The sequence below is a fragment of the Solwaraspora sp. WMMB335 genome (assembly GCF_049179075.1).
Classification (GTDB): Bacteria; Actinomycetota; Actinomycetes; order Mycobacteriales; family Micromonosporaceae; genus Micromonospora_E.
In genome coordinates, this window is the sequence record NZ_JBMHMF010000001.1 from 6,453,534 (window position 1) to 6,477,190 (window position 23,657).

A 23,657-nucleotide genomic window follows, 5' to 3' on the forward strand; every position below is an offset into this window, starting at 1 on the left:
CCGGTCAGGCTGGACATGTGACCGAGAAACGCGCAGCGACACCGGCGCCCGACCCCACCGCCGTAGCCGACCGGTCGATCGCCCCGTACGACGCGCTGGCCTGTGTCCGGGCGGCGATCGCCGCGCCGTCGTTGCACAACAGCCAGCCGTGGCGGTTTCGGATCCGTACCGGCGATCCGACCCGGACCGGCTCCTCGGACACCACCGGGCCAGCCACGGTGCAAGCCGTTGACGAGCCGCAGCCGCCGGGTATCGACGTGCTCGCCGACCGGCGCCGCCAACTGGAAGTGATCGACCCGGCCGGCCGGGAACTGCTGATCAGCCTGGGAGCGGCGCTGTTCAACCTGCGGTTGGCCATGCGGGACCAGGGTTGGCTGCCGGGAGTGCGCCTGTTTCCGGACCTGTCCGATCCGGACCTGGTCGCGCGGGTCGATCCGGTGCGGGCCGCCGCGCCGACACCACGGATCGCCACGCTCACCGCCGCCATCACCCAGCGGCACACCAACCGCTGGCCGTTCGCGCCGGCGGTCGTTCCGCCCGACGTGGTCGAGGGCCTGATCGCCGCGGCCCGACAGGAAGGCGCGGAGCTCACCGTCGCCGGTGCCGTCGCCCGCAGCGCGATCTTCAATCTCGCCCGCAGCGCCGAGCAGCGGCAGCGGGCCGACGGCGCCTACCGCGCGGAACTCGCTCGGTGGACGGTGCCGGGACATGGTCGGCGGGAAGGGATCCCCCGGTCGGCGATCGGTCCCTGGGACGCGCTGGAGACCCTGCCGATCCGTGACTTCGGGCTGGCGGCGCCGCGACTGAGCCGGTCCACCGAGCGCTTCGAGCCGTACCCCACCATCCTCGTGCTGTCCACCGCGGGCGACACGGAACGGCACTGGCTCGCCGCCGGGCAGGCTCTGCAGCGGGTGCTGCTGGTGGCGACCGCCGAGCAGTTGGCCACGACGCCGATCAGCCAGCCGCTGGAGATACCCGTCATCCGGGATCTACTGGCCCACCGGCAGCGGGGGACCACCGCACAGATGATCATCCGGGTGGGCTACGGCCAGCCGGCCCCGGCCACTCCCCGTCGTCCGCTGACCGAGGTGCTCATCGGTGAGTGAGTGGTCGGACCGGTGATTCCAGCCGTCGACCGCCGGCCGGCGAAAATCCGGTGAGCGCCAGCACGCCGTCGCCGTAGAGTACGGCCGGGTCGTGGTCGGGGCGGGCCGCCGTCCGGGTCGCCCCTGTTCACCGGAGGCCGTCCCACCGGGTGTCGTACCCACGCGGTAGAAACGCTTGGTCCGCATACGGGGGGAGCAACCCATAGATGTCTGGCACCGACGCTGATCCGACACCGGTCGCGGCACCGGCCACAGCAGGAGCCCGGTCCACCGGGCCGCGCGGGATCCGGCCGGCGCTGAGCGTGCTGGAGGTCCATCTCACCGGCTACCGGCGGACCTGGCGCGCCTCGGTGTTCTCCTCGTTCCTGCTGCCGCTGCTGACTGTGGTCAGCTTCGGGGTGGGGGTCGGCGCCTATGTCGACGCCGGGGTGAACGGCCACCGCTACCTCGACTGGATCGTTCCTGGACTGATCGCGTCGACCGCGCTGCAGGTGGCGATATCGGAGTCGTCCTGGCCGGTGCTCGGTGGGTTCAGCTGGCACCGGATCTACTTCTCGCAGATCGCCGCGCCGTTGCGCATCGGCGACATCGTGGGTGGGCTGCTCGCCTTCGTCCTGCTGCGGGCCCTGACCAGCAGCCTGGCGTTCCTCGCCGTGGCAGCGGCATTCGGGTCGCTGCGTTCGTTCGCTGCGGCTCTGACCCTGCCGGTGGCGTTGCTGCTCGCCGCGGCCGTCTCGCTACCGGTCGCGGCGTTCGCCGCGACCATCACCAGCGACAGCTATCTGGCCGTCCTGTTCCGCTTCGCGGTCATCCCGATGACGCTGTTCGCCGGCGTCTTCTTCCCGGTCGAGTCGCTGCCGGCGACGGTTCGTTGGCTGGCCTACCTGTCACCGCTCTGGCACGGGGTGGACCTGTGCCGGGCGGCGGCGCTCGGTGCCGCGCCGGCCTGGTCGGTGCCGGGCCACCTGGCCTACCTCGCGCTGTGGGTGGCGGCCGGCTGGTGGCTGGCCACCGCCCGGTTCCGCAAGCGGCTCATCTACTGACCGCTGCGACCTGCTCCGCCCGACCACGCCGGCTCCTGGAGACCTCATGGTGACTCTCGTCCTGCCCCGGATGCTCGACCTGGGCCGTTCCGCTCGCCGGGCCGCCTCGGTGTTGGAGCGCAATGCGGCGGCGCTGAAGTCGGCGTACTGGGTAGTGCTGGCTTCCGGCCTGCTGGAGCCGCTGCTGTACTTGTTCTCCATCGGTGTCGGGGTCGGTCGGCTGATCGGCGACATCACACTGCCCGGCAGCGGGGTCGTCGTCGAGTACGCCGCCTTCGTCGCCCCGGCCATGCTCGCCGCCTCGGCGATGACCGGGGCACTGTCCGAGACGACGTTCAACTTCTTCGCGAAGATGAAGTTCGTCAAGCTGTACGACGGCATCCTCGCCACGCCGGTTCGGCCCACCGAGTTGGCCCTCGGCGAGTTGGGCTGGGCGATGGCCAGGGGCAGCGTCTACTCCGCCGCCTTCCTGGTGGTGATGGTCGTGATGGGCCTGACGACGCCGCTGCGGGCGGTGCTGGCGTTTCCGGCCGCAGTGCTGGTCGGCTTCGCGTTCGGCGGGCTCGGCATGGCGCTGTCCACGTACATGCGCAGCTGGCAGGACTTCGACCTGATGGGCTCGGCGCAGTTCGCGGTCTTCCTGTTCTCCGGTACCTTCGTGCCGGCACAGGACTATCCGCCGGTGCTGCGCTGGCTGGTCGAGGTGACACCGCTGTACCGGTCGGTGGACCTGATCCGGACGATCGCCGTCGACACCGTCGGCTGGGTCCAGGTGCTCGACGTCGGCTACCTGCTCGGGGTGACCGCACTCGGGTTGGCCATCGCCGGCCGCCGGGTTGGCCGGTTGCTCTGCCGCTAGCGGCTTCTGCGACGTTGGTCGATCAAACTGCGGTCACTGACCGTACTTATGACTGACAGAGGACAAAGACACCGGCGACTCACCGGAAAGTTTGGTTCTCCAGGGTCTTTCTTTCCGCAGCTCTCTGGGGTTACTGTCTGCCTCAGACGTAACACCAGCGACACAGCGTTGTAAACGCCGGGTCGCGATCCCGGGGCCTACCCCGGCCCAGAGCTGCCTCGCCAGGGGCGTGGCCGAGGCAGCTGCGGTGGTGGTCGGCATCGCTTGCCGGCGGTGCCGACCACCACCGCGAACCCCCAACCCCCCGCCCCGGGGCCATGCGTTTCGGCGGCGTGCGGCCCCGTACACCCCGACCCTCCTTACTCGTCATCAGGCGGCTCGCTGAGCCGTCTCAGAAAGGTGGACAAGAATGGACGAGGTGCTACGCCGGAACGGGCAGCTCACTCCGCCCAACCCCGCGCTCACCCGCCGCAAGATCCTCGCCGCGTCGGCCGGTGCCGCCGCCGTGCTCGGCGCGGCCGGCCTGCCGGTGCTGCAGACCGGCCGCCCGGTCCGTGCCGCCGGTGGCTGGTCGGTCGACCCGCTGATCCCCGAGCAGAACCGGGGCATCATCCTCTTCTCCGTGCGGGACCGGATCAGCGCCGCCCCGGACGACAGCGGTGTGCCGTACGGCTTCGAGCGGGTCCTGTCCCGCCTCGCCGAGATGGGCTACAAGGAAATTGAGTTCGCCGGTTACAACCAGCACACCTCGATCCTCGGCCGGCAGATCACCCCGGCCGAGATCCGCAAGATCCTCGATGACAACGGCCTGGTCGCCAACGGCACGCACACCCAGATCCGGGCGGACACCTTCCAGCAGCAACTGGACATCGCCGAAGAGCTGGGCATGAAGAACATCGGCACCGGCAGCGACCCGACCAACAGCTCGTACCAGGCGGACTGGGACGCGGCCGCGGACCTGTGGAACGAGCTCGGCCGCCAGGCCAGGGAACGCGGCATGCGGCTCTACACGCACAACCACGACTCGGCGTACAACTTCCTGCTCGACTCCGGCCCGCTGGACGATCAGGGCCGGCCGACCCGTTCGTCGGGCATGCGCAAGCTCGAGTACTTCATGGCCAAGACCGAGGCGAACCACGTCTACTTCGAGATGGACATCTACTGGGGCTACGTCGCCCGGTACAAGCACCACACGTTCGTCAACTCGGCCGGCCGCGAGCGCACCCGGCTGTTCGACCCGATCCTGACCGTCGCCCGTCGCCCCCGCCGGTTCCCGCTGTTCCACGCCAAGGACGGCGACAAGAACCCCGAGCTGAACAACGGCTACGAGATGACGCCGATGGGCGACGGCGACATCAACTTCCAGCAGTTCTTCCAGACCATCGGGCACTACGACTTCCATCACGCCAACTGGGAGCAGGACACCGCCCCCGGCGGCTCGGCGAACCCGGGCCAGTCGCTGGCCTTCGCCGAGCGCAGCTACCAGCACATGTCGGAGCTGACCGTCTACAGCCAGAGCGACGACAGCCAGAGCGACGAGTAGTCCACCGGCATCGGGACCTGGCGCTGCGGTGACGGTCCGCCGATGATCCGGTCCACCACGAGCAGCCACGGGTGACCCGGCCGTCGCCACCCGGCGGCCGGGTCACCCGGCCCGTGAGCCGGCTCCGCCGCGCCAGGTGCTTCTGCGCGCGGCGGCCTGCTGCCCACTCCCGGCTGGTGCCCGTACCCGAGGATCGCCCTGACCGTGCCGTGCCCGGCCGATCCGGAGCGTCTCGGCAGGCCAACCATTGTTTCGGCCAGTGTCGGCGAAACTTCTGTCACGACTAGAAAAAGTTTTGTATCGGTCGACCAAAGCTCTGGACACGAGGCTCAGAAGACTCTTAGTGTTTCGGGCATGACACGCCGAGGTCGCATCGGCGTTAACCCCACTGTCGGAGGTGGACTCCATGCGTACGGCGGACGCCCTGCACCTCCAGCTGCTGCGGCTGCTGCGTGACAACGGCCCGGTCTCCCGCGCCGAACTGGCCGACCAGCTGGAGATTCCCCGCCCCCGCCTGCTGTCCGAGCTGGAACGACTGGTCGCCACCGGCTTCGTCACCGAGGCCGGGATGGCCGCCTCCCGCGGCGGCCGCCGCTCGACCCTGGTGGAGCTCAACCCCAACCTGCGGTTCGCCGCCGTCGACCTCGGGGCGAGTTCTGTCGACGTGGAGATCACCAACGGCCGCCTGGAACCGGTCGCCGCGTACACCGAAGTGGCCGACATCCGGCAGGGCCCCAAGGTGATCCTGCACCGGATCAACGAGCTGCTGGCCAAGGCCCGGGTCGAAGGGGTCCACGAACGCCTCGACGCGATCGGCATCGGCGTCCCGGGTCCGGTCAGCTACCGCGACGGCGTACCCGTGTCGCCGCCGATCATGCCCGGCTGGGACCGCTTCCCGGTGCGGGAGCTGCTCACCCGCGAGCACGGCTGCCCGGCGGTGGTGGACAACGACGTCAACATCATGGCGATCGGGGAACGGCACGGCGGGGTCGCCCACTCGGTCGACGACTTCCTCTTCGTCAAGCTCGGCACCGGCGTCGGCTGCGGGATCTACCTCGCCGGTGGTGTCTACCGGGGCATCGACGGGTGCGCCGGCGACATCGGCCACATCCAGGTGGATCCGCAGGGCCCGATCTGCACCTGCGGCAACGTCGGCTGTCTGGAGGCGTTGTTCAGCGGCGCGGCACTGGCCAAGGAGGCCACCGCCGCCGCCCGGGCCGGTACCTCGCCGGCGCTGGCCGAACGTCTCGCCCGGGGCACCGACCTGACCGCCCGCGACGTCGCCGAGTGCGCGATGGAAGGCGACGTGACCTGTATCCGGCTGATCCGCGACGGCGGCCGGCGACTCGGCGGTGTCCTCGCCGGCCTGGTCAGCTTCGCCAACCCGTCGATGATCGTGATCGGCGGCGGGCTGGCCCACCTGGGCCACATCCTGCTCGCCGAGATCCGCAGTGTCGTCTACCGCCGGTCGCTGCCACTGGCCACCGGCAACCTGCCGGTGGTGCTGTCGGAGCTCGGTTCCCGCGCCGGGGTCACCGGCGCCGCCGTGCTGGCCAGCGACGTCGCGTTCGAGCAGGCGTCATGAGCGCCGCGACCCGGACCGGGGCGGTCGACCCGATCCAGGCGGGTAGGTCGGCCAGGGCAGGCGACCCGGAGCAACCCGACAGGGCTGCCCGGCAACCGGCCGGCGAGGTCGTCCTGCGACTGACCGACGTGGTCAAGACCTTCCCCGGGGTACGGGCGCTCGACGGCGTACAGCTGGAGGTCCGCGCCGGTGAGGTGCATTGCCTGCTCGGGCAGAACGGAGCCGGCAAGTCCACCCTGATCAAGGTCCTGGCCGGGGTGCACCGCCCCGACTCCGGGCGGGTCGAGTGGCAGGGCCACCCGGTGCGCTTCGTCAACCCCCAGGCCGCGATGCGCGCCGGCATCGCCACCATCTACCAGGAGCTCGATCTGGTCGACGACCTGTCGGTCGCGGAGAACGCCTTCCTCGGCCACGAACCGCGCCGGGTCGGCTTCGTCCGCCGCGGCGCGATGACCCGGCGCACCCGTGACCTGCTCGGTCGGCTGGGCCACGCCGAGATCCCACCGCGCCGGCTGGTCAAATCGTTGCCGGCCGCCGGCAAGCAGGTGGTCAGCATGGCCCGGGCGCTGTCCCACGACGCCAAGCTGATCATCATGGACGAGCCGAGCGCGGTGCTCGCCCACGACGAGGTCGACAACCTGTTCCGGATCATCCGGGAACTCACCGCGCAGGGCATCGCGGTCATCTACATCTCGCACCGGCTGGAGGAGATCCGCGAGATCGGCGACCGGGTCACCGTCCTCAAGGACGGCCGGACCACCGCGCAGAACCTGCCAGCCCGCACCACCGCGACCCGGGAGCTGGTCAGCCGGATGACCGGCCGGTCCATCGAGTACGTCTTCCCCGAGCGGGAGCCCAACACCCACGGCGAACAGCTGCTGGAGGTGGCCGGGCTGACCCGGCAGGGCGAGTTCACCGACGTGTCGCTGACCGTACGGCGCGGTGAGATCGTCGGCATCGCCGGTCTGGTCGGTTCCGGGCGCTCCGAACTGCTGGAGACGATCTTCGGTGCCCGTACCGCGGAGTCCGGTACCGTCCGGATGACCGGCCGGGCGGTCCGGCCGGGCAGCGTGGGCGCCGCCGTGCGGGCCGGGATGGGCATGGCGCCGGAGGAACGCAAGAGCCAGGCGTTGCTGCTCGGCGAACCGATCTACCGCAACATCACCCTCGCCACCTTCGGCCGGTTGGCCCGGGCCGGCTTCACCGACGCCGGGCGGGAGCTCAACGAGGCCGAGCGGATCGCCGAGTCGCTGGAACTGCGTCCACGCGGGGTCCGCCGCCCGGTGCGCCAACTGTCCGGTGGCAACCAGCAGAAGGTGGTGGTCGGCCGGTGGCTGCTCGGCGACACCCGGCTGCTGCTGCTCGACGAGCCGACCCGCGGGGTGGACGTCGGGGCCCGTGCCGAGCTGTACCAGGTCGTCCACGACCTGGCCGTCCAGGGAGTCGGGGTGCTGCTGGTCTCCAGCGAGGTCCCCGAGGTGCTGGGGCTGTCCGACCGGGTGCTGGTGATGCGCGAAGGACACGTCGTCCACGAAGCTCCGGCCGGGCAGATCGACGAAGAGACCGTGCTCGACCTCGTCATGGCGGGGGCATCTAGGGAAGGGGCCGCGGCGTGACCGGGCGACCCGACCGGACAGCCGACGGCGCTCCGGTGAGCGAAGGAGTAGGACTGTGACCGCGGACGAGGCCACGGCGACCATACCCGGCAAGGAGGAGCCGGCAGCGCCGCCGGCCCACGGTAACGGCGAACCACCTCGGCAGAGCTGGTGGCGCTCCGACGCCAGCGAGTACGCCCGGCGCAATCTCTGGCTGGTCGGGGTGCTCGTCGTACTCGTGATCATCGGTGCGGCCTCCCGGCCGGACCTCTACAGCGACCCGACCTGGGTCCGCAACAACGTCTTCACGATCCTGCAGCAGGCGTCGGCGATCGGTGTGGTCACCGTGGGGATGACCTTCGTGATCATCGCCGGGGGCATCGATCTGTCGGTCGGCGCGATCATGGCGTTGGCCGGGGTGTGGGCCACCACGGTGGCGACCCAGAGCTACGGGCCGGCGGGCATGATCTTCACCGCGGTGACGGTCGGGCTCTGCGTCGGCCTGGTCAACGGCGTGCTCATCTCGTACGGCCGGTTGGTGCCCTTCATCGCCACGCTGGCCATGATGGTCGCCGCCAGGGGTCTGGCCGCGGAGATCTCCAACAAGCAGACGCAGGTCTCCACCTCGTCGGTGATCAACGGCATGGCCACCCAGCGGATCCTGGGCATCCCGCTGCTGGTGATCATCCTCGCGGCGGTGGTCGCGGCCGGGTGGGTGCTGCTCAACCGGACCACGTTCGGCCGGCGCACGGTCGCCATCGGCGGCAACCCGGAGGCGGCCCGACTCGCCGGGATCAACGTCCGGCTGCACACGCTGTTGATCTACGGCCTCTCCGGGCTCTGCTGCGGCATCGGGGCGATCATGCTCACGGCTCAGGCGAACTCCGCCCAGGCGGCCATGGCCAACCTCTACGAACTCGACGCGATCGCCGCGGCGATCATCGGAGGCACGCTGCTCAGCGGCGGTCGCGGCACGATCATCGGCGCTCTGTTCGGGGTGCTGGTCTTCTCCACCATCACCAACCTGTTCGCCATCAACGGTCTGTCCACCGAATCGCAGAACATGATCAAGGGCGGCATCATCGTGGCCGCCGTGCTGATCCAGCAGTTCCGGTTCGACTCGCTCAGCCAGCTCTTCACCCGCCGGGTCACCTGACCCGGTCACCGACCAGCGCCTCCCGGCCGGGACGCGCCGCACCCCAACCACCTATCCACCAAACCTGGTAGCCGCCGAATCCGACGGCCGCCGGGCACCGCACACCCCAGATAACCCCTCACCTTCGCGATCCAGGAGGTCGTCATGACCACATTTTCCCGTCGGGCCCTCTTCGGCGCCCGCGGCGCCGCAGGCGACCTGTCCCGCCGGCGGCTGCTCCTCGGCGGCGCCGCCGTCGGCGCCGGCGCCCTGCTCACCGCCTGCACCAGCAACGAGGCCGCGCCGGTCAACACCCAGACCCAGGGTGCCAACCAGGGCGACCCCAACTCGGCGCCGGGCGAGACGGTGACCATCGGGTTCTCCGCCCCGGCCGCCGACCACGGCTGGATGGCGGCGATCACCAACAACGCCCGTGCCCAGGCCGAGGCGTACTCCGACGTGGAGTTCCTCAGCGTCGAGGCCGGTGCCGACGCGGCGGCCCAGCGGGCCGCCCTGGACACGTTGATCTCGCAGTCGCCGGACGCCATCGTGATGCTGCCGCACGACGGTGCCGAGCTGACCGCCAGCGGTCTGCAGGCGATGGAGGCCGGCATCCCGGTGATCAACCTGGACCGGGCGTTCACCCAGGCGCTGGCGTACCGCACCCTGATCAAGGGCGACAACTACGGCATGGGGGTGTCCGCCGGCAACTACATCGCCGCGCAGATGCAGCAGCAGGGCATCGCGAACCCGGTCATCGCCGAGATCGCCGGCATCGACTCGCTGGAACTCACCCAGGAGCGCTCCGCCGGGTTCCGTGACGCGTTGGAGGTGCACGGCTTCACCATCGCCAACCGGCGGGCGGCGGAGTTCACCGCCGACTCGGGCCAGCGCGAGGCGGCCAACCTGCTACAGGCGCTGCCGGAGATCGACGCGCTCTGGAACCACGACGACGACCAGGGCATCGGCGTGCTCGCGGCGATCAGCCAGGCCAACCGTTCGGAGTTCATCATGGTCGGCGGCGCCGGCTCGCGGGCCGCGATCGAGGCGATCCAAGCCGACAACTCGGTGCTCAAGGCGACGGTGACCTACAGCCCGTCGATGGCCTCCTCGGCGATCTCCCTGGCCCGGCTGCTGGCCCAGGGCCGGGGCATGTCCGACCTGGTGGAGCTGGAGGTGCCCAAGGAGATCACCTTGGCCTCGGAGACCATCACCAAGGAGAACGCGAGCGAGTACCTGTCGCTCGGGTTCTGACCCTCACGGGGAGGCTTACCTTGTCCGCTCTAGACAACGAACTGCGGGTCGGCATGGTCGGCTACGCGTTCATGGGCGCCGCCCACTCGCAGGCCTGGCGAACCGTGAACCGCGTGTACGACCTGCCACTGCGGGTCCGGATGGCCGCGGTGTGCGGCCGGGACGAGTCCAAGGTGGCCGACGCCGCCGACCGGCTCGGCTGGGACACGCACACCACCGACTGGCGTGAGCTGGTGGCCCGGGACGACATCGATGTGATCGACATCTGCACCCCGGGTGACAGCCATGCCGAGATCGCCATCGCGGCGCTCGCCGCCGGCAAGCACGTGCTGTGCGAGAAGCCACTGGCCAACACCGTCGCCGAGGCCCGGCAGATGGCGACCGCGGCGGCGCACGCACAGATCAGCGACGTCCGGTCGATGTGCGGTTTCAACTACCGGCGGGTGCCGGCGGTGACGCTGATGCGTCAGCTCGTCGCCGGCGGCCGGGTCGGGGTGATCCGCCACGTGCGCGCGGTCTACCTGCAGGATTGGATCGTCGACCCGCAGTATCCGCTGGTCTGGCGGTTGCAGAAGGACAAGGCGGGTTCCGGCGCGCTGGGCGATATCGGCGCGCACATCATCGACGCCACCCAGTTCGTCAGCGGCCAGCGCATCACCCAGGTGAGCGGGCTCACCGAGACGTTCGTCAAGCGGCGTCCGCTGCCGGCCGGCTCCAGCGGGCTCAGCGCCTCGGCCGACGGCGACGGGCCGGCGACCGGCCCGGTCACCGTCGACGACGCCGCTCTGTTCATGGCCCGGCTCGACGGTGGGGCGATCGCCAGCTACGAGGCCACCCGCTTTGCCACCGGCCGCAAGAACGGGCTGCGGATCGAGATCAACGGCTCGCTCGGCTCGGTGGCGTTCGACTTCGAGCGGATGAACGAGCTGGAGTTCTACGATGCCACCCGGCCGGCCACCGAACGGGGTTTCACCCGGATCATCGTCACCGAACCGGAGCATCCGTACCTGTCCGCGTGGTGGCCGCCCGGCCACGGCATCGGGTACGAACACTCCTTCACCCACCAGGCCCGCGACTTCGTCGCGGCAATAGCGGCCGGGGACGATCCCGCGCCGTCGTTCGCCGACGCGCTCCAGGTCCAGCAGGTGCTGGACGCGGTGGAGCGCTCGGCGGGGCTCGGCGAGTGGACCACCGTGGAATCGGCGCTGTCCACGACCACGGCCTGACCGAAGAGCTCCTCGCCCCGTGGGCGAGGGTCGTCCGGCGCGGTTGCGCCCCACGCCGGGTGACCCGCGGGTCCGAGGATGGTCGCTTCGGCGTGACCGGATCGGGATTCCCCGGTCACGCCGAAGCGCCCGCAAGGCGTACCGCATGACTCTGGCGGCCGTGGCACCGCGCCAGGGGTGAGGCACCAACCGTATCTGTCCGTCCACAACGGAATCAGTGCCCAGGGTGAGGCTTCGGCCTCCCCGTACCCCCGGAGGAACGACTGATGACTAGAACCACCCGGCGATGGCTTGCCGTCGCCGCCGGTGCCGCACTCGTGGCACCGATGATCGCCACCGCGCCAGCGGTGGCCCACGACGGCCACGATCATGACGAGGGCTACCAGGTGCTGGTCTACACCCACACCGCCGGGGTCGCCCACCCGTCGACCGCCAAGGGCACCAACGCCATCCGCAGCCTCGGCAAGAACAACGGGTTCACCGTCGACGTGTCGCGCAACGGCACCGTCTTCACCCCCGAGAACCTGGCCAACTACGCGGCCGTGGTGTTCCTGAACAACACCGGTGACGTGCTCAACGACGCCCAGCAGGAGGCGTTCGAGGACTACATCAAGGCCGGCAACGGCTACCTCGGCGTACACCTGGCGGTCGACGCGGAGCCGGACTGGGCGTTCTACCGCGACCTGGTCGGCACCACCTCGACCGGGACCACGGCCAGCGGCGCCGGCGTCATCGACGTCGCCGACCGGTACCACCCGTCGACCGGCACCATCTCCCGCGAACTCACCATCGACGACGAGTACCTCAACTTCACCGGCAACGTCCGTGGCATCCAGCACGTGCTCGCCAGCGTCGACACCGACTCCATCGACGGCAGCAGCATGGGCTACGACCACCCGGTCTCCTGGTGCCAGGACTACCAGGGCGGCCGTTCCTGGTACACCGGCCTCGGTGCCTCGGCGGACACCTTCACCATCGGGGCGTTCCGCAAGCACCTGCTCGGTGGCCTCCAGTGGGCCGCCGGCGTCGCCGAGGGCGACTGCGGCGCGACCGTCGAGTCCAACTACGAGCGCGTCGTGCTCAACGACCAGCCCGGCGAGCCGATGAGCCTCGCCGTGCTGCCCGACGGCCGGGTGCTGCACAACACCCGGGCCGGCGAGATCCGGCTGTACGACCCGGCGTCGGGTGCCAGCCCGGTCATCACCAGCATCCCCGTCTACCAGCACGACGAGGACGGCCTGCAGTCGGTGACCCTGGACCCCGACTTCGCCGAGAACAAGTGGGTCTACCTCTACTACGCGCCGCCGCTGGACACCCCGGTCGACGACCCGGCCACCCCGGGCGTCAACGAGGGCGACGCCCCGGCAAGCAGCGAGGACCCGAGCGTGTGGGAGCCGTTCAAGGGCCACAACCTGCTGTCCCGGGTCAAGTTCGTCGAGGAGCCGACCCCGCACCTGGACCTGTCGACCGAGCAGGAGATCCTCAAGGTCAACACGGACCGGGGCGCCTGCTGCCACGTGGCCGGTGAGGTCAAGTTCGACGGCAAGGGCCTGCTGTACCTGGTCACCGGGGACGACACCAACGCCAGCGGCTCGGACGGCTACACGCCGATCAACCGGTCGCTGACCCGTGGTCCGGCGTACGACGCCGCCCGGTCCGCGGGCAACACCAACGACCTGCGCGGCAAGGTGCTGCGCATCCGGATGAAGCCGGACGGCAGCTACGCCATCCCGGCCGGCAACCTGTTCGCCGAGTCACAGGACGCCGAAGACCAGACCCGCCCGGAGATCTTCCTGATGGGTCTGCGCAACCCGTTCCGCTTCGACGTCGACGACCGTGGCTTCGTCTACATCGGCGACTACTCGCCGGACTCGCGCAACCCGAGCGCGACCCGGGGCCCGGAGGGCACCGGCCGCTGGTTCGCCACCAACAAGTCGGGCAACTACGGCTGGCCGTACTGCTACTCGCCGACCCTGCCGTACATCGACTACGACTTCGAGACGCAGACCTCGGGCGAGCCGTTCAACTGCGCGGCGCCGGTCAACGACTCGCCGCGCAACACCGGCCGCAGCCTGCTGCCGCCGGTCGAGCAGCCGCAGTTCTGGTACACCTTCAACGCCACCACCACCTGCCGGGACAGTTACCTGGTCGACCCGGCCGGCACCTGTGAGTTCACCTGGCCGGTGGTCGGCACCGGTGGTGTCGGCCCGATGGGTGGTCCGATCTACTCCTACGACGAGTCGCTGGAGTCGGACTACAAGCTGCCGCAGTACTACCACGACGCCGTGTTCTTCGGTGAGTTCAGCCGGGACCGGATGTTCACCATGCGCACCAACGGCAGCGGCAAGTTCTTCGGCGTCGAGCGGTTCCTGCCCGGCTTCACCTTCGACAACCCGATGGACATGGAGATCGGTCCGGACGGCACCCTGTACGTGCTGGACTACGGTGACGGCTTCTTCCGGGCCAACCCGGACGCGTCGCTCTACCAGATCCGATACGTCAAGGGCACCCGTGGTCCGGTCGCCGAACTCGACGCGTCGCCCACGTCCGGACAGGCCCCGCTGGTCGTGCAGTTCTCCAGCGAAGGCTCCTACAGCCCGGAGGTCGGCGCGACGATCAGCATCGCCTGGGACTTCGACGGAGACGGCGAGACCGACTCCACCGAGGCCAACCCGTCGTACACCTACACCAGCAACGGCACGTACTACGCCCAGCTGACGGTGAGCGACTCCAACGGCAAGCAGGCGACACTGAGCCGGACCATCACGGTCGGCAACACCGCTCCGACGGTCGAGGTCACCTCGCCGCTGTCCGGTTCCTTCTTCAACTGGGGCGACGTGGTGCCGTACACGGTCACCGTGACCGACCCCGAGGACGGCACCATCGACTGCAGCCGGGTGGAGGTCACCTTCGTGCTCGGTCACGACGAGCACGGACACCCGCAGACCACCACCACCGGCTGCACCGGTAACCTGCCCACCCCGGCCGACGGTGCCGACCACGCCGGCAGTTACCTGTTCGGTGGCATCAGCGCCAGCTACACCGACACCGGCGGTGGCGGCCAGCCGGCGCTGACCACGGTCGGCCAGGCCACCATCCAGCTCTACCAGCAGCAGGCCGAGTTCGCCCGGATCCAGCAGGGCGTGTCGGTCTCCGACACCTCCGACACCGGCGGCGGCCAGCACGTCTCCGGAATCAACGACGGCGAGTACATCGCGTTCGACCCGATCAACCTGGGCGGGATCGACACGGTGACCCTGCGCTACGCCGGTGGCTCCTCGTCGACCGTGGGCAGCCCGCGGGCGAGCGTCGAGCTGCGGGTCGACGCGCCGGACGGACCGCTGGTGGCCAGCACCACGCTGACCGCCACCGCCGGCTCCAGCGCCTGGGCCAGCCACGACGTGGCGGTCGACCACCCGGCCGGTACGCACCAGCTCTACCTGGTGTTCCGGTCGGTGGACGGTGGCCCGACCAGCAACCTGTTCAACCTCAACTGGGTCCAGTTCAACCCGGAGAGCTGACCCGCTCCGTCGCGGTGGTGGCCGCGCCGGCCACCACCGCGACGGACGACTGTTCGATGCCGCCGGGGGCGGGCGCACCACCCGCTCCCGGCCGGGACGGCGACATCAATGCGGGGGAGGCAGGGCCGGACGCCGAACGTCCCTGCCTGCCATCGCCCCGTCCGTCCGGTCGACCGGGCCCGCCGACGGCGCCGTCGACGCCGACTTCGGCGCCGTCGACGGTGGTGCCACCCTGGCGCGCCCGGACGGACGGGGCCCAACCGACGGCGACACATACCCGACAGGCAGTACGAGCCGCCGGTGGCGGGCGTTGGGAGGCAGCACATGCGAACGGGAGTCTGGCTGGTCGGAGCCCGTGGCTCGGTCGCGGTCACCAGCATCGTCGGCGCGTTGGCGTTGCGGGCCGGACTCGCCGAGCCCACGGGCTGTGTCACCGAGTCGCCGGCCCTGCGTGGACCGGCGTTGCCCGCCCTCGGTGACCTGGTCTTCGGCGGGCACGACATAGCGGCCACGCCGCTGATCAAGAAGGCCGACCAGTTGGCCAGCGCGGGGGTGGTGCCGGCTCGCCTGGTCACCGCCCTGCACGGCGAGTTGGCCGGCATCGAGGCCCAGGTCCGTCCACTACCGACCGGCGCTACCCAGGCCGAGGTCGCCGCCTGCGTCGCCGACGACCTGACGGCGTTCCGCCGCCGGCACGAGCTGGACTCGGTGGTGGTGGTCAACGTCTCCACCACCGAGCCGGCACCGCCGCCGCGTCCGGCGCACCAGCGGCTCGACGCGCTGACCGAGGCGCTGGCCGAGCCGTCCAGCGGTCCCGAACCCGTGTTGCCGCCCAGCGCGCTGGTGGCGTACGCGGCGCTCGGCGTCGGTTGTCCGTACGTCGACTTCACCCCGTCGGTCGGGGCCCGTCTGCCCGCGCTCGACGAGCTGGCCCGCCGGGAACGGGTGCCGTACGCCGGTCATGACGGCAAGACCGGCGAAACGCTGGTCAAGGCGGTGCTGGCCCCGATGTTCGCGTTGCGTAACCTGCAGGTACGCAGCTGGTCCGGCGCCAACCTGCTCGGTGGCGGTGACGGCGCCAACCTGGCGCGGCCGGCGGCGAACGCGGCGAAGGCGGCCAGCAAGCAGCGGGTGCTCGCGGAGATTCTCGGTTACCAGCCGCAGGGCAACACCCGCATCGAGTACGTCGACGACATCGGCGACTTCAAGACCGCGTGGGACCTGATCACCTTCTCCGGGTTCCTCGGCACCGCGATGCGGATGGAGTTCACCTGGCACGGCTGTGACTCGGCACTGGCCGCCCCGCTGGTGCTGGACCTGGCCCGGCTGACCGCCGCGGCGCATCGGGCCGGTCGTAGCGGTCCACTGCCCGAGCTGGCGTTCTTCTTCAAGGACCCGCTCGGGGACGGCCCGCACGGGTTGGTCGAGCAGTGGCAGCTGCTGGTCGAGTCCACCCGCGACCTGCACCGTCAGGCCGCCGCCCGGGGCGGGGCCGTCTGATGCCCCGCCCCGCCCCCCGCCCCGCCCCCCGCGATCCTGAACATATCGCTGGACGAATCCGACAAAAGCGTTCGACAAGTCCAAGATCGTCGAGGTGGGGGACGGTCGCGGAACTCGTCCGGGCGCCGGCGGCGCTGTCCGTGCCGGGGGACGTGGTGGCCGGAGCGGCGGCCGCTGGCGGCCTGGGGCCGCGTACCGTCGGGCTGGCCGGCGCGTCCGTCTGCCTCTACTGGGCCGGAATGGCCGCCAACGACTGGGCCGACCGGGACCTCGACGCGGTCGAGCGGCCGGACCGGCCAATCCCGTCCGGCCGGATCACCCCCGGTACCGCGGTGGCCGTCGCCGCCGGGCTGACCGGCGTCGGCCTCGCCACCGCCGCCCTGGCTGGCGGTCGCCGCGCGCTCACCGTCGCCGCACCGCTCACCGTCGCCGTGTGGGCGTACGACCTGTGGGCCAAGAACACCCCGACCGGACCCGCCGTGATGGCCACCTGCCGCGGGTTGGACGTGCTCCTCGGCGCCGCCGCCACCGGCCGGCTGCGCTGCGCCCTACCGGCCGCGCTCACCGTCGCCGCGCACACGTACACCGTCACCGAGCTGTCCCGCGGCGAAGTCGGTGGCGCCGATCCACGACTGCCCGTGGCGACGATCGCCGGTACCGTCGCCGTCGCCGTCGCGGCCGCCGGGGCACCCGCGCGCGGGACCGCCCGTCGCTGGTGGCGTGCGTCCGTCGCGACCGGACTGGCCGGCTGGTACGCCGCCCGGTACGGCGCCGCCCAGGCACGGGCGGCGGACGATCCCGGCCCGGCACGGGTCCGCGCGGCCGTCGGCGCCGGCATCGTCGGTCTGCCCGCTCTGCAGGGTGCGCTCACCGCCCGGGCCGCCGCCACCGGGACCGGTCTGGCCACCGTGGCCGGGCTGGCAGTGGCCGCCGCCGCACCGCTGGGCCGGCGGCTCGCCCGTAAGGTGTCGCCGACATGAGTGCCGGAGCGGCCGTCGACTTCGGCCGGGCCGCCAGCCCGGTGCCCGGGCTGCGGTTCGGCTATGGCACCAACGGCTTCGCCAACCACCGGCTGACCGACGCGCTGCAGGTGATCGCCGATCTCGGTTACCGAGGCGTCGCCCTCACCCTCGATCACGATCACCTGGACCCGTTCGCCCCGGGTCTGGCCGGCCGGGTGACCCGGGTCGCGGAGCGGCTGCGCGACCTCGACCTCGCGGTCGTCGTCGAAACCGGGGCGCGGTACCTGCTCGACCCCTGGCACAAGCACGCCCCGACCCTGTTGCACGACGCCGCCGAGGTGCGCGTCGACCTCCTGCGCCGGGCCGTCGCCATCGGTGCCGATCTCGGTGCGGAGGCGGTGTCCTTCTGGTCCGGCGTGCTGCCCGACGGGCTGGACGAGCCGGTGGCCTGGGAGCGGCTGGTCGCCGGCTGCGGACAGGTGCTCGCGGCCGCTGACGCGGCCGGCGTCACCCTGGGCTTCGAACCGGAACCGGGCATGCTGGTGGCCGACATCGCCGGTTGGCGTCGGCTGCGGGCCGCGCTCGGCGACCCGGTGCGCTTCGGTATCACCCTCGACATCGGCCACTGTCGCTGTCTGGAGCCGGTGCCGGTGCCACGGTGCGTGGCCGAAGTAGCCGAGCACCTGGTCAACGTGCAGATCGACGACATGCGCCGGGGGGTGCACGAACACCTCGAGTTCGGCACCGGCGAGATCGACTTCCCGCCGGTGCTGGCGGCGCTCACCGCCGCCGGCTACCGGGGACTGGTCGCTGTGGAACTGCCCCGGCACTCGCACGCCGCCCCGACGGTCGCCGCGCGGTCCATCGAGTTCCTCACCGCCGCCGAACATGGTGCCCGAGTTGTCGACAGTGGAGCCGCCGCGAACCAAGGAGGTCTGCAGTGGATGAACCCGTGACGGCCACGGCCGGCGTCGACCAGCCGTCGGCCGAGCGACTGGCGGACGCGCTGCGCGACGCCGCCGATCCGCAGTGGCTCGGCCAGGCCCGGTCCCGCGTCGCCGCCGATCCGGCCAGCCTGCCGGTGCTGTTCGCCACCGCCGGACGGCGCTGCGGCCGGGGAGAACTCGTCGCCGTACCGGGCTGGCACGCTGACGAAGCGGCCCGGACGTTGCTGCTGGTCACCGTGGCCGAGACCGGCAGCACCGCCGAGCTCGTCGCCGCGGCGACCGACTGCTACCAGCAGGGCGACGGTGCCGAGCGGCGGGCGGTGCTCAAGGCGTTGCCGCTACTGCCGGTGGGGGAGCAGGCGGTACCGCTGCTGCACGACGCGATCCGGACCAACGACACCCGGCTGCTCGCCGCCGCCCTCGGCCCGTACGCCCGGCACCTGGCCCAGCCGATGTGGCGTCAAGCGGTGCTCAAGTGCGTGTTCACCGGGGTGCCGCTGACCGTGGTGCACGACCTCGACGCACGGGCCGACGCCGAACTCGGGGTGATGCTCGCCGGCCTGTACACCGAGCGCACCGCCGCCGGACGCACCCTGCCCGACGACGCGCTGGCCCTGCTGGCCCGGCTGTCGCCGTCCACCACGACAAGACAGGAGGGGTGAATGCGCATCTTCGACCCGCACATCCACATGACGTCGCGGACCACCGACGACTACCAGGCGATGGCCGACGCCGGCGTGCTGGCCGTCGTCGAGCCGGCGTTCTGGCTGGGCCAGCCGCGTACCAACGTGGGTTCGTTCGTCGACTACTTCGACTCGCTGCTCGGCTGGGAACCGTACCGGGCCAGCCAGTTCGGCATCCGCCACCACGCCACCGTCGCGCTCAACCCCAAGGAGGCCAACGATCCACGGTGTGCCGGCGTACTCGACGTGCTGCCGCGCTATCTGGTCAAGGACGGCGTGGTCGCGGTGGGGGAGATCGGCTACGACTCGATGACCCCGGCTGAGGACGACGCCTTCGCCGCCCAACTCGCCCTGGCCCGTGCGCACGACCTGCCGGCCCTGGTGCACACCCCGCACCGCGACAAGGGTCGGGGCACCGACCGGACCCTCGCCGTGGTCGCCGAGTCCGGTATCGAACCCGGCCGGGTGGTCGTCGACCATCTCAACGAGGTCACCGTCGCGCAGGTCAAGGATTCCGGCTGCTGGATGGGCTTCTCGATCTATCCGGAGACGAAGATGTCCGCACCGCGCATGGTGGAGATTCTCAAGGCGTACGGGCCCGAACGGATCCTGGTCAACTCGGCGGCCGACTGGGGCCGCTCGGATCCGCTGCTCACCCGCACCACGGCCGAGGCGATGCTGGCCGCCGGGTTCAGCCCGGACGAGGTGGACCAGGTGCTGTGGCGCAACCCGGTCGAGTTCTACGGCCAGTCCGGCCGCCTCGATCTCGGCGAGCTCGCCGCCCCGGCGCCCACCTTCGCCGGGAGCTCGATCATGCGAGGTGGTGGCTGATGCGCCTGCACCACCGGCGGTACGGCACCGTCCACCTGAGCTACTGCACCAACGTGCATCCGGCCGAGGACCTCGGCGGGGTGCTCGACCAGCTGGACACCTACGCGGTCGGCGTACGCCAGCGGCTCGGCGCCGACCTGCTCGGCCTCGGCCTGTGGCTGGCCGCGCCGGCCGCCGCCGCGCTCGCCGCCGATGCGCCCGCCCGCCGGCGGCTGCGCGCCGCGCTGACCGAGCGTGGCCTGGAGGTGGTCACCCTCAACGGGTTCCCGTACCAGGCTTTCCAGACACCAGTTGTCAAGCACGCCGTCTACCGCCCCGACTGGACGGATCCCCGCCGGCTCGACTACACCGTACGACTGGCCAGGATCCTGGCCGACCTGCTGCCCGACGACGCGGCCCGGGGCTCGATCTCGACGCTGCCACTGGCCTGGCGGCAGCCGTGGGACGCGGCCCGGGCCGACGCCTGTGCACGGATGCTGGACCGGCTGGCCGCCGGGCTGGCTGACGTCGAGCGCGACACCGGCCGCAGCATCCGGGTCGGCTTCGAACCGGAGCCGGGCTGCGTGGTCGAAACCACCGCCCAGGCCGCCGACCTGCTCGGCTCGGTGGACACCGACCGGCTGGGCGTCTGCCTCGACCTGGCCCACCTGGCCTGCGCCTGGGAGGAACCGACGGTGGCGCTGGCCCGGTTGCGCGCTGCCGGGCTGCCAGTGGTGAAGGTGCAGGTCTCCGCGGCGCTCGCGGTGACCGATCCGGTCCGCGACCGGCAGGCCATCGCCGGGTACGTCGAACCGCGGTTCCTGCACCAGACGCGCTCGGGCGGTGCACGCGCGGGCCGCGCCGATGGTCCCGACGGCTGCACCGGTACCGGCTGCGCGGCGATTCCCGTCGGTTGCGATGACCTGCCGGAGGCGCTGGCCAGCGGGCTACCCGGTCCGTGGCGGGTGCACTACCACGTACCGCTGCACGCCGCACCGGTGTCGCCGCTGGAGACCACCGTGGCACACCTGCGTGACAGTCTGGCCGTGCTGTTCGCCGCCGGTGGCTGCGACCACCTCGACGTGGAGACCTACACCTGGGGGGTGCTGCCGGCCGAGCAACGCCCGGCCGGGCCGGTGCAGCTCGCCGCCGGGATCGCGGCCGAACTCGCGTTCGCCCGAGCCGAACTGGTCGCGCTCGGCCTGACGGCGGCCACCTCCGCCACTGGATTGGAGGCGGCATGAAACCGCTGCTCGTTCTCGACGTCGTCGGGTTGACCCCGCGACTGCTGCACCGGATGCCCCGGCTGGCCGCCCTGGCCCGGCGTGGCTTCCAGGCCGAACTCGGCACCGTCCTGCCGGCCGTCACCTGCTCGGTGCAGTCCACCTTCCTGACCGGTGAGCCGCCCAGCGGGCACGGGGTCGTCGGCAACGGCTGGTACTTCCGCGACATCGGCGAGGTGCTGCTGTGGCGTCAGCACAACGCGCTGGTCGGTGGTGAGAAGATCTGGCAGACGGCCCGGCAGGTCCGCCCCGGCTACACGGTGGCCAACGTCTGCTGGTGGTACGCCATGGGCGCGGACGTCAACTGGACCGTCACCCCACGACCGGTCTACCACGCCGACGGGCGTAAGGAGCCCGACTGCTACACCGACCCGCCGGCCCTGCACGACGCGTTGACCAGCCGGCTCGGCACGTTCCCGCTGTTCACCTACTGGGGGCCGGGCGCCGGGCTGGCGTCGTCGGCGTGGATCGCGCGGGCCACCGCGCAGATCATGGCCGAGCACTCCCCGGACCTGACCCTGGCGTACCTGCCGCACCTGGACTACGACCTGCAACGCCACGGCGGCACCAGCCCGCAGGCACAGCGGGCGGCGGAGGAACTCGACGGGGTGCTCGCCCCGCTGCTGGACGCGGCGGCCGCGCGGGACGCCACGGTCGTCGCGCTGTCGGAGTACGGCATCACCGACGTGTCGCAGCCGGTGCACGTCAACCGGCTGCTGCGGGCCGAAGGGCTGCTACGGGTCTACGCCCAGGCAGGCATGGAATACCTGGACCCGTGGACGTCGCGGGCGTTCGCGGTCGCCGATCACCAGGTCGCGCACGTGTACGTGCGGGATCCGGCCGATGTGGCCCTGGTGGCAAAACTGTGCGCCGGGCTGCCCGGGGTGGCCGAGGTCCTCGACGCCGAGGGCAAGGCTGCGGCCGGGCTGGACCATCCGCGCTCCGGTGAACTGGTGCTGGTCGCCGAGGCGCATGCCTGGTTCACCTACTACTACTGGCTGGACGAGGCGGCGGCGCCGGACTTCGCCCGGCTGGTCGAGATCCACCGTAAGCCGGGGTACGACCCGGCGGAGCTGCTGTTCGACCCGACCAATCCTGGTGCGGCCAAGGCCCGCGCGGCGCTGGCCCTGGCCCGTAAGAAGCTCGGGATGCGGTACACGATGAACGTGGTCGGGCTGGATGCCGGGGCCAGGGCGGTACGGGGCTCGCACGGCCGGCTCCCCGACGATCCGCGCGACGCGCCGGTGCTGCTCTGCTCGGATCCGTCGGCGGCGCGTGACCGGTTCGCCGCGACCGAGGTCAAGCAGTTGCTGCTCGGCCTGGCCGGGCTGGCGACCGACGCCAATTCGGCGCCGGGGGTGGCCCGATGACCCTGGCCCCGGCGCGGCCCGGTGCCGGTTCGGATGGTCCCGGTTCGGATGGTCCCGGTTCGGATGGTCCCGACGCGGACGGTCCCGACGCGGACGGTCCCGACGCGGATGGTGCCGGTTCGGACGGTGCCGGTGGCCCCGCGTCGCTGCGTAGCCGCTGTGACGCGGAACTGGCCGACTTCCTCGACCGGCAGGATCCGCATTGGCCGGATGGCGCACCGCGCGGGGTGTTCGACACGCTCCGAAGGTTCGTGCTGGCTGGCGGCAAACGGCTGCGGCCGGTGTTCTGCTACTGGGGTTGGCGTGGTGCCGGCGGGGACGACCGCCGGGAGATCGTCGCGGCTGCGGCGGCGCTGGAGATCTTCCACGCGTTCGCCCTCATCCACGACGACATCATGGACGGTAGCGACCGCCGCCGTGGCGAGCCGTCGGTGCACCGGATCTTCGCCGACCTGCACACCCGGTCCGCCTGGCGGGGCGACTCCGGCCGCTACGGCCGCAACGCGGCGCTGCTCTGCGGCGACCTCTGCGCGGCCTGGGCGGACCAGATGTTCCACGAGTGCGGGCTGGACGCGGCGCGGATCCGGCGCGGTTACGCCGTCTTCGCCGGCATGCGTACGGAGGTGATCGCCGGACAGTACCTGGACCTCGTCTCCGGCGTCGGCGACGGATCCGTTGCCAGTGCCCTGACGGTAATCCGGATGAAAGCCGCTAGATACACGGTTACCCGACCATTGCAGATCGGCGCGGCCCTTGCCGGGGCTGGTGCCGGACTGCTGGCCGCGTACGCTGCCTTCGGTGATCCACTCGGGGATGCCTTTCAGCTCCGCGACGACGTGCTCGGGGTCTTCGGCGATCCGGCGGTCACCGGCAAGTCCGTGCTCGACGATCTGCGAGAGGGCAAGTCGACGGTGATGATGGCGCTGGCCCGCAACCTGGCGGACCGAGGCCAGGCGACCCGGCTGCGGGAGTTGTTCGGCAACCCGGAGCTGGACCGGGGCGGGGCCGACGACCTTCGTACGATCATCGTGGACACGGGTGCGCTCGAGGCGATCGAGCAGATGATCCGGATTCGTACCCAGGAAGCGGTCACCATTCTCGTCGATGCGTCGTTGACCCCCGAGACGCGTACCGAGTTGACCGCCCTGGCTGAATCGGTGGCCGAGCGGCAGAGCTGAACCGCAGACCCCAAGGAGGCATCGTGGCCGTACCCCACCAGGTTACTGGCGATTCAC

General features: G+C 71.1%; 18 protein-coding genes. All 18 read left to right on the forward strand.

Features of this window, described 5'->3' with window-relative positions:
- Positions 1 to 17: 17 nt before the first annotated feature.
- The 18 genes from ACN27F_RS27820 (at position 18) to ACN27F_RS27905 (ending at position 23,600) form a co-directional block, all read left to right on the forward strand.
- A complete protein-coding gene (locus ACN27F_RS27820; RefSeq protein ID WP_421438361.1) occupies positions 18 to 1,106 on the forward strand; it encodes an Acg family FMN-binding oxidoreductase in 1,089 nt (362 codons plus the stop codon).
- A gap of 206 nt (positions 1,107 to 1,312) precedes the next feature.
- Entirely contained in the window at positions 1,313 to 2,149 is an 837-nt protein-coding gene (locus ACN27F_RS27825; protein WP_421438363.1) for an ABC transporter permease, read from the forward strand.
- 46 nt (positions 2,150 to 2,195) lie between these two features.
- Positions 2,196 to 3,008, forward strand: coding sequence for an ABC transporter permease (locus ACN27F_RS27830; RefSeq protein WP_421438364.1), 813 nt, complete (start codon positions 2,196 to 2,198; stop codon positions 3,006 to 3,008).
- A gap of 409 nt (positions 3,009 to 3,417) precedes the next feature.
- Positions 3,418 to 4,551 (forward strand): sugar phosphate isomerase/epimerase family protein, encoded by a 1,134-nt coding sequence (locus ACN27F_RS27835; RefSeq protein ID WP_421438366.1) that lies wholly within the window; start codon positions 3,418 to 3,420, stop codon positions 4,549 to 4,551.
- A gap of 406 nt (positions 4,552 to 4,957) precedes the next feature.
- Positions 4,958 to 6,136, forward strand: a complete 1,179-nt coding sequence (locus tag ACN27F_RS27840) for an ROK family protein (RefSeq protein ID WP_421438367.1) — start codon at positions 4,958 to 4,960, stop codon at positions 6,134 to 6,136.
- Positions 6,133 to 7,752, forward strand: a complete 1,620-nt coding sequence (locus tag ACN27F_RS27845; protein ID WP_421438369.1) for a sugar ABC transporter ATP-binding protein — start codon at positions 6,133 to 6,135, stop codon at positions 7,750 to 7,752. Before ACN27F_RS27840 ends, ACN27F_RS27845 begins: the two co-directional genes overlap by 4 nt.
- 82 nt (positions 7,753 to 7,834) lie before the next feature.
- A complete protein-coding gene (locus ACN27F_RS27850; protein ID WP_421440488.1) occupies positions 7,835 to 8,887 on the forward strand; it encodes an ABC transporter permease in 1,053 nt (350 codons plus the stop codon).
- Between the two features lie 144 nt (positions 8,888 to 9,031).
- Positions 9,032 to 10,120 carry a substrate-binding domain-containing protein gene (locus tag ACN27F_RS27855; RefSeq protein WP_421438370.1) on the forward strand — a complete coding sequence of 363 codons (1,089 nt, stop codon included), beginning with the start codon at positions 9,032 to 9,034 and terminating at the stop codon, positions 10,118 to 10,120.
- 53 nt (positions 10,121 to 10,173) lie between these two features.
- Positions 10,174 to 11,346 carry a Gfo/Idh/MocA family protein gene (locus tag ACN27F_RS27860; RefSeq protein ID WP_421440490.1) on the forward strand — a complete coding sequence of 391 codons (1,173 nt, stop codon included), beginning with the start codon at positions 10,174 to 10,176 and terminating at the stop codon, positions 11,344 to 11,346.
- A 266-nt stretch (positions 11,347 to 11,612) separates the two neighbouring features.
- On the forward strand, positions 11,613 to 14,867 hold the full coding sequence (locus tag ACN27F_RS27865) for a ThuA domain-containing protein (RefSeq protein WP_421438371.1): 3,255 nt from the start codon (positions 11,613 to 11,615) through the stop codon (positions 14,865 to 14,867).
- 324 nt (positions 14,868 to 15,191) lie between these two features.
- Positions 15,192 to 16,367: an inositol-3-phosphate synthase gene (locus tag ACN27F_RS27870; protein ID WP_421438373.1), complete on the forward strand. Its 1,176-nt coding sequence runs from the start codon at positions 15,192 to 15,194 to the stop codon at positions 16,365 to 16,367.
- Between the two features lie 140 nt (positions 16,368 to 16,507).
- Positions 16,508 to 17,347: an SCO3242 family prenyltransferase gene (locus ACN27F_RS27875; RefSeq protein ID WP_421438375.1), complete on the forward strand. Its 840-nt coding sequence runs from the start codon at positions 16,508 to 16,510 to the stop codon at positions 17,345 to 17,347.
- Positions 17,344 to 18,285, forward strand: a complete 942-nt coding sequence (locus tag ACN27F_RS27880) for a sugar phosphate isomerase/epimerase family protein (RefSeq protein ID WP_421438376.1) — start codon at positions 17,344 to 17,346, stop codon at positions 18,283 to 18,285. Before ACN27F_RS27875 ends, ACN27F_RS27880 begins: the two co-directional genes overlap by 4 nt.
- Positions 18,270 to 18,938, forward strand: a complete 669-nt coding sequence (locus tag ACN27F_RS27885; protein ID WP_421438378.1) for an EboA domain-containing protein — start codon at positions 18,270 to 18,272, stop codon at positions 18,936 to 18,938. Before ACN27F_RS27880 ends, ACN27F_RS27885 begins: the two co-directional genes overlap by 16 nt.
- Entirely contained in the window at positions 18,939 to 19,790 is an 852-nt protein-coding gene (locus ACN27F_RS27890) for a TatD family hydrolase (protein WP_421438380.1), read from the forward strand.
- Positions 19,790 to 21,013, forward strand: a complete 1,224-nt coding sequence (gene eboE / locus ACN27F_RS27895) for a metabolite traffic protein EboE (RefSeq protein WP_421438382.1) — start codon at positions 19,790 to 19,792, stop codon at positions 21,011 to 21,013. The genes ACN27F_RS27890 and eboE overlap by 1 nt, the downstream gene beginning before the upstream one ends.
- Entirely contained in the window at positions 21,010 to 22,422 is a 1,413-nt protein-coding gene (locus tag ACN27F_RS27900; protein WP_421438383.1) for an alkaline phosphatase family protein, read from the forward strand. Before eboE ends, ACN27F_RS27900 begins: the two co-directional genes overlap by 4 nt.
- On the forward strand, positions 22,419 to 23,600 hold the full coding sequence (locus ACN27F_RS27905) for a polyprenyl synthetase family protein (protein WP_421438385.1): 1,182 nt from the start codon (positions 22,419 to 22,421) through the stop codon (positions 23,598 to 23,600). The genes ACN27F_RS27900 and ACN27F_RS27905 overlap by 4 nt, the downstream gene beginning before the upstream one ends.
- The last annotated feature ends 57 nt before the right edge of the window (positions 23,601 to 23,657 follow it).

Excerpts from the sequence above, each read along its gene's own strand:
- ACN27F_RS27825 (WP_421438363.1), top strand. The coding sequence starts at position 1,313 with ATGTCTGGCACCGACGCTGATCCGACACCGGTCGCGGCACCGGCCACA.
- ACN27F_RS27830 (WP_421438364.1), top strand. The coding sequence starts at position 2,196 with ATGGTGACTCTCGTCCTGCCCCGGATGCTCGACCTGGGCCGTTCCGCT.
- ACN27F_RS27835 (WP_421438366.1), top strand. The coding sequence starts at position 3,418 with ATGGACGAGGTGCTACGCCGGAACGGGCAGCTCACTCCGCCCAACCCC.
- ACN27F_RS27840 (WP_421438367.1), top strand. The coding sequence starts at position 4,958 with ATGCGTACGGCGGACGCCCTGCACCTCCAGCTGCTGCGGCTGCTGCGT.
- ACN27F_RS27845 (WP_421438369.1), top strand. The coding sequence starts at position 6,133 with ATGAGCGCCGCGACCCGGACCGGGGCGGTCGACCCGATCCAGGCGGGT.
- ACN27F_RS27855 (WP_421438370.1), top strand. The coding sequence starts at position 9,032 with ATGACCACATTTTCCCGTCGGGCCCTCTTCGGCGCCCGCGGCGCCGCA.
- ACN27F_RS27860 (WP_421440490.1), top strand. The coding sequence starts at position 10,174 with ATGGTCGGCTACGCGTTCATGGGCGCCGCCCACTCGCAGGCCTGGCGA.
- ACN27F_RS27865 (WP_421438371.1), top strand. The coding sequence starts at position 11,613 with ATGACTAGAACCACCCGGCGATGGCTTGCCGTCGCCGCCGGTGCCGCA.
- ACN27F_RS27870 (WP_421438373.1), top strand. The coding sequence starts at position 15,192 with ATGCGAACGGGAGTCTGGCTGGTCGGAGCCCGTGGCTCGGTCGCGGTC.
- ACN27F_RS27880 (WP_421438376.1), top strand. The coding sequence starts at position 17,344 with ATGAGTGCCGGAGCGGCCGTCGACTTCGGCCGGGCCGCCAGCCCGGTG.
- ACN27F_RS27890 (WP_421438380.1), top strand. The coding sequence starts at position 18,939 with ATGCGCATCTTCGACCCGCACATCCACATGACGTCGCGGACCACCGAC.
- eboE (WP_421438382.1), top strand. The coding sequence starts at position 19,790 with ATGCGCCTGCACCACCGGCGGTACGGCACCGTCCACCTGAGCTACTGC.
- ACN27F_RS27900 (WP_421438383.1), top strand. The coding sequence starts at position 21,010 with ATGAAACCGCTGCTCGTTCTCGACGTCGTCGGGTTGACCCCGCGACTG.
- ACN27F_RS27905 (WP_421438385.1), top strand. The coding sequence starts at position 22,419 with ATGACCCTGGCCCCGGCGCGGCCCGGTGCCGGTTCGGATGGTCCCGGT.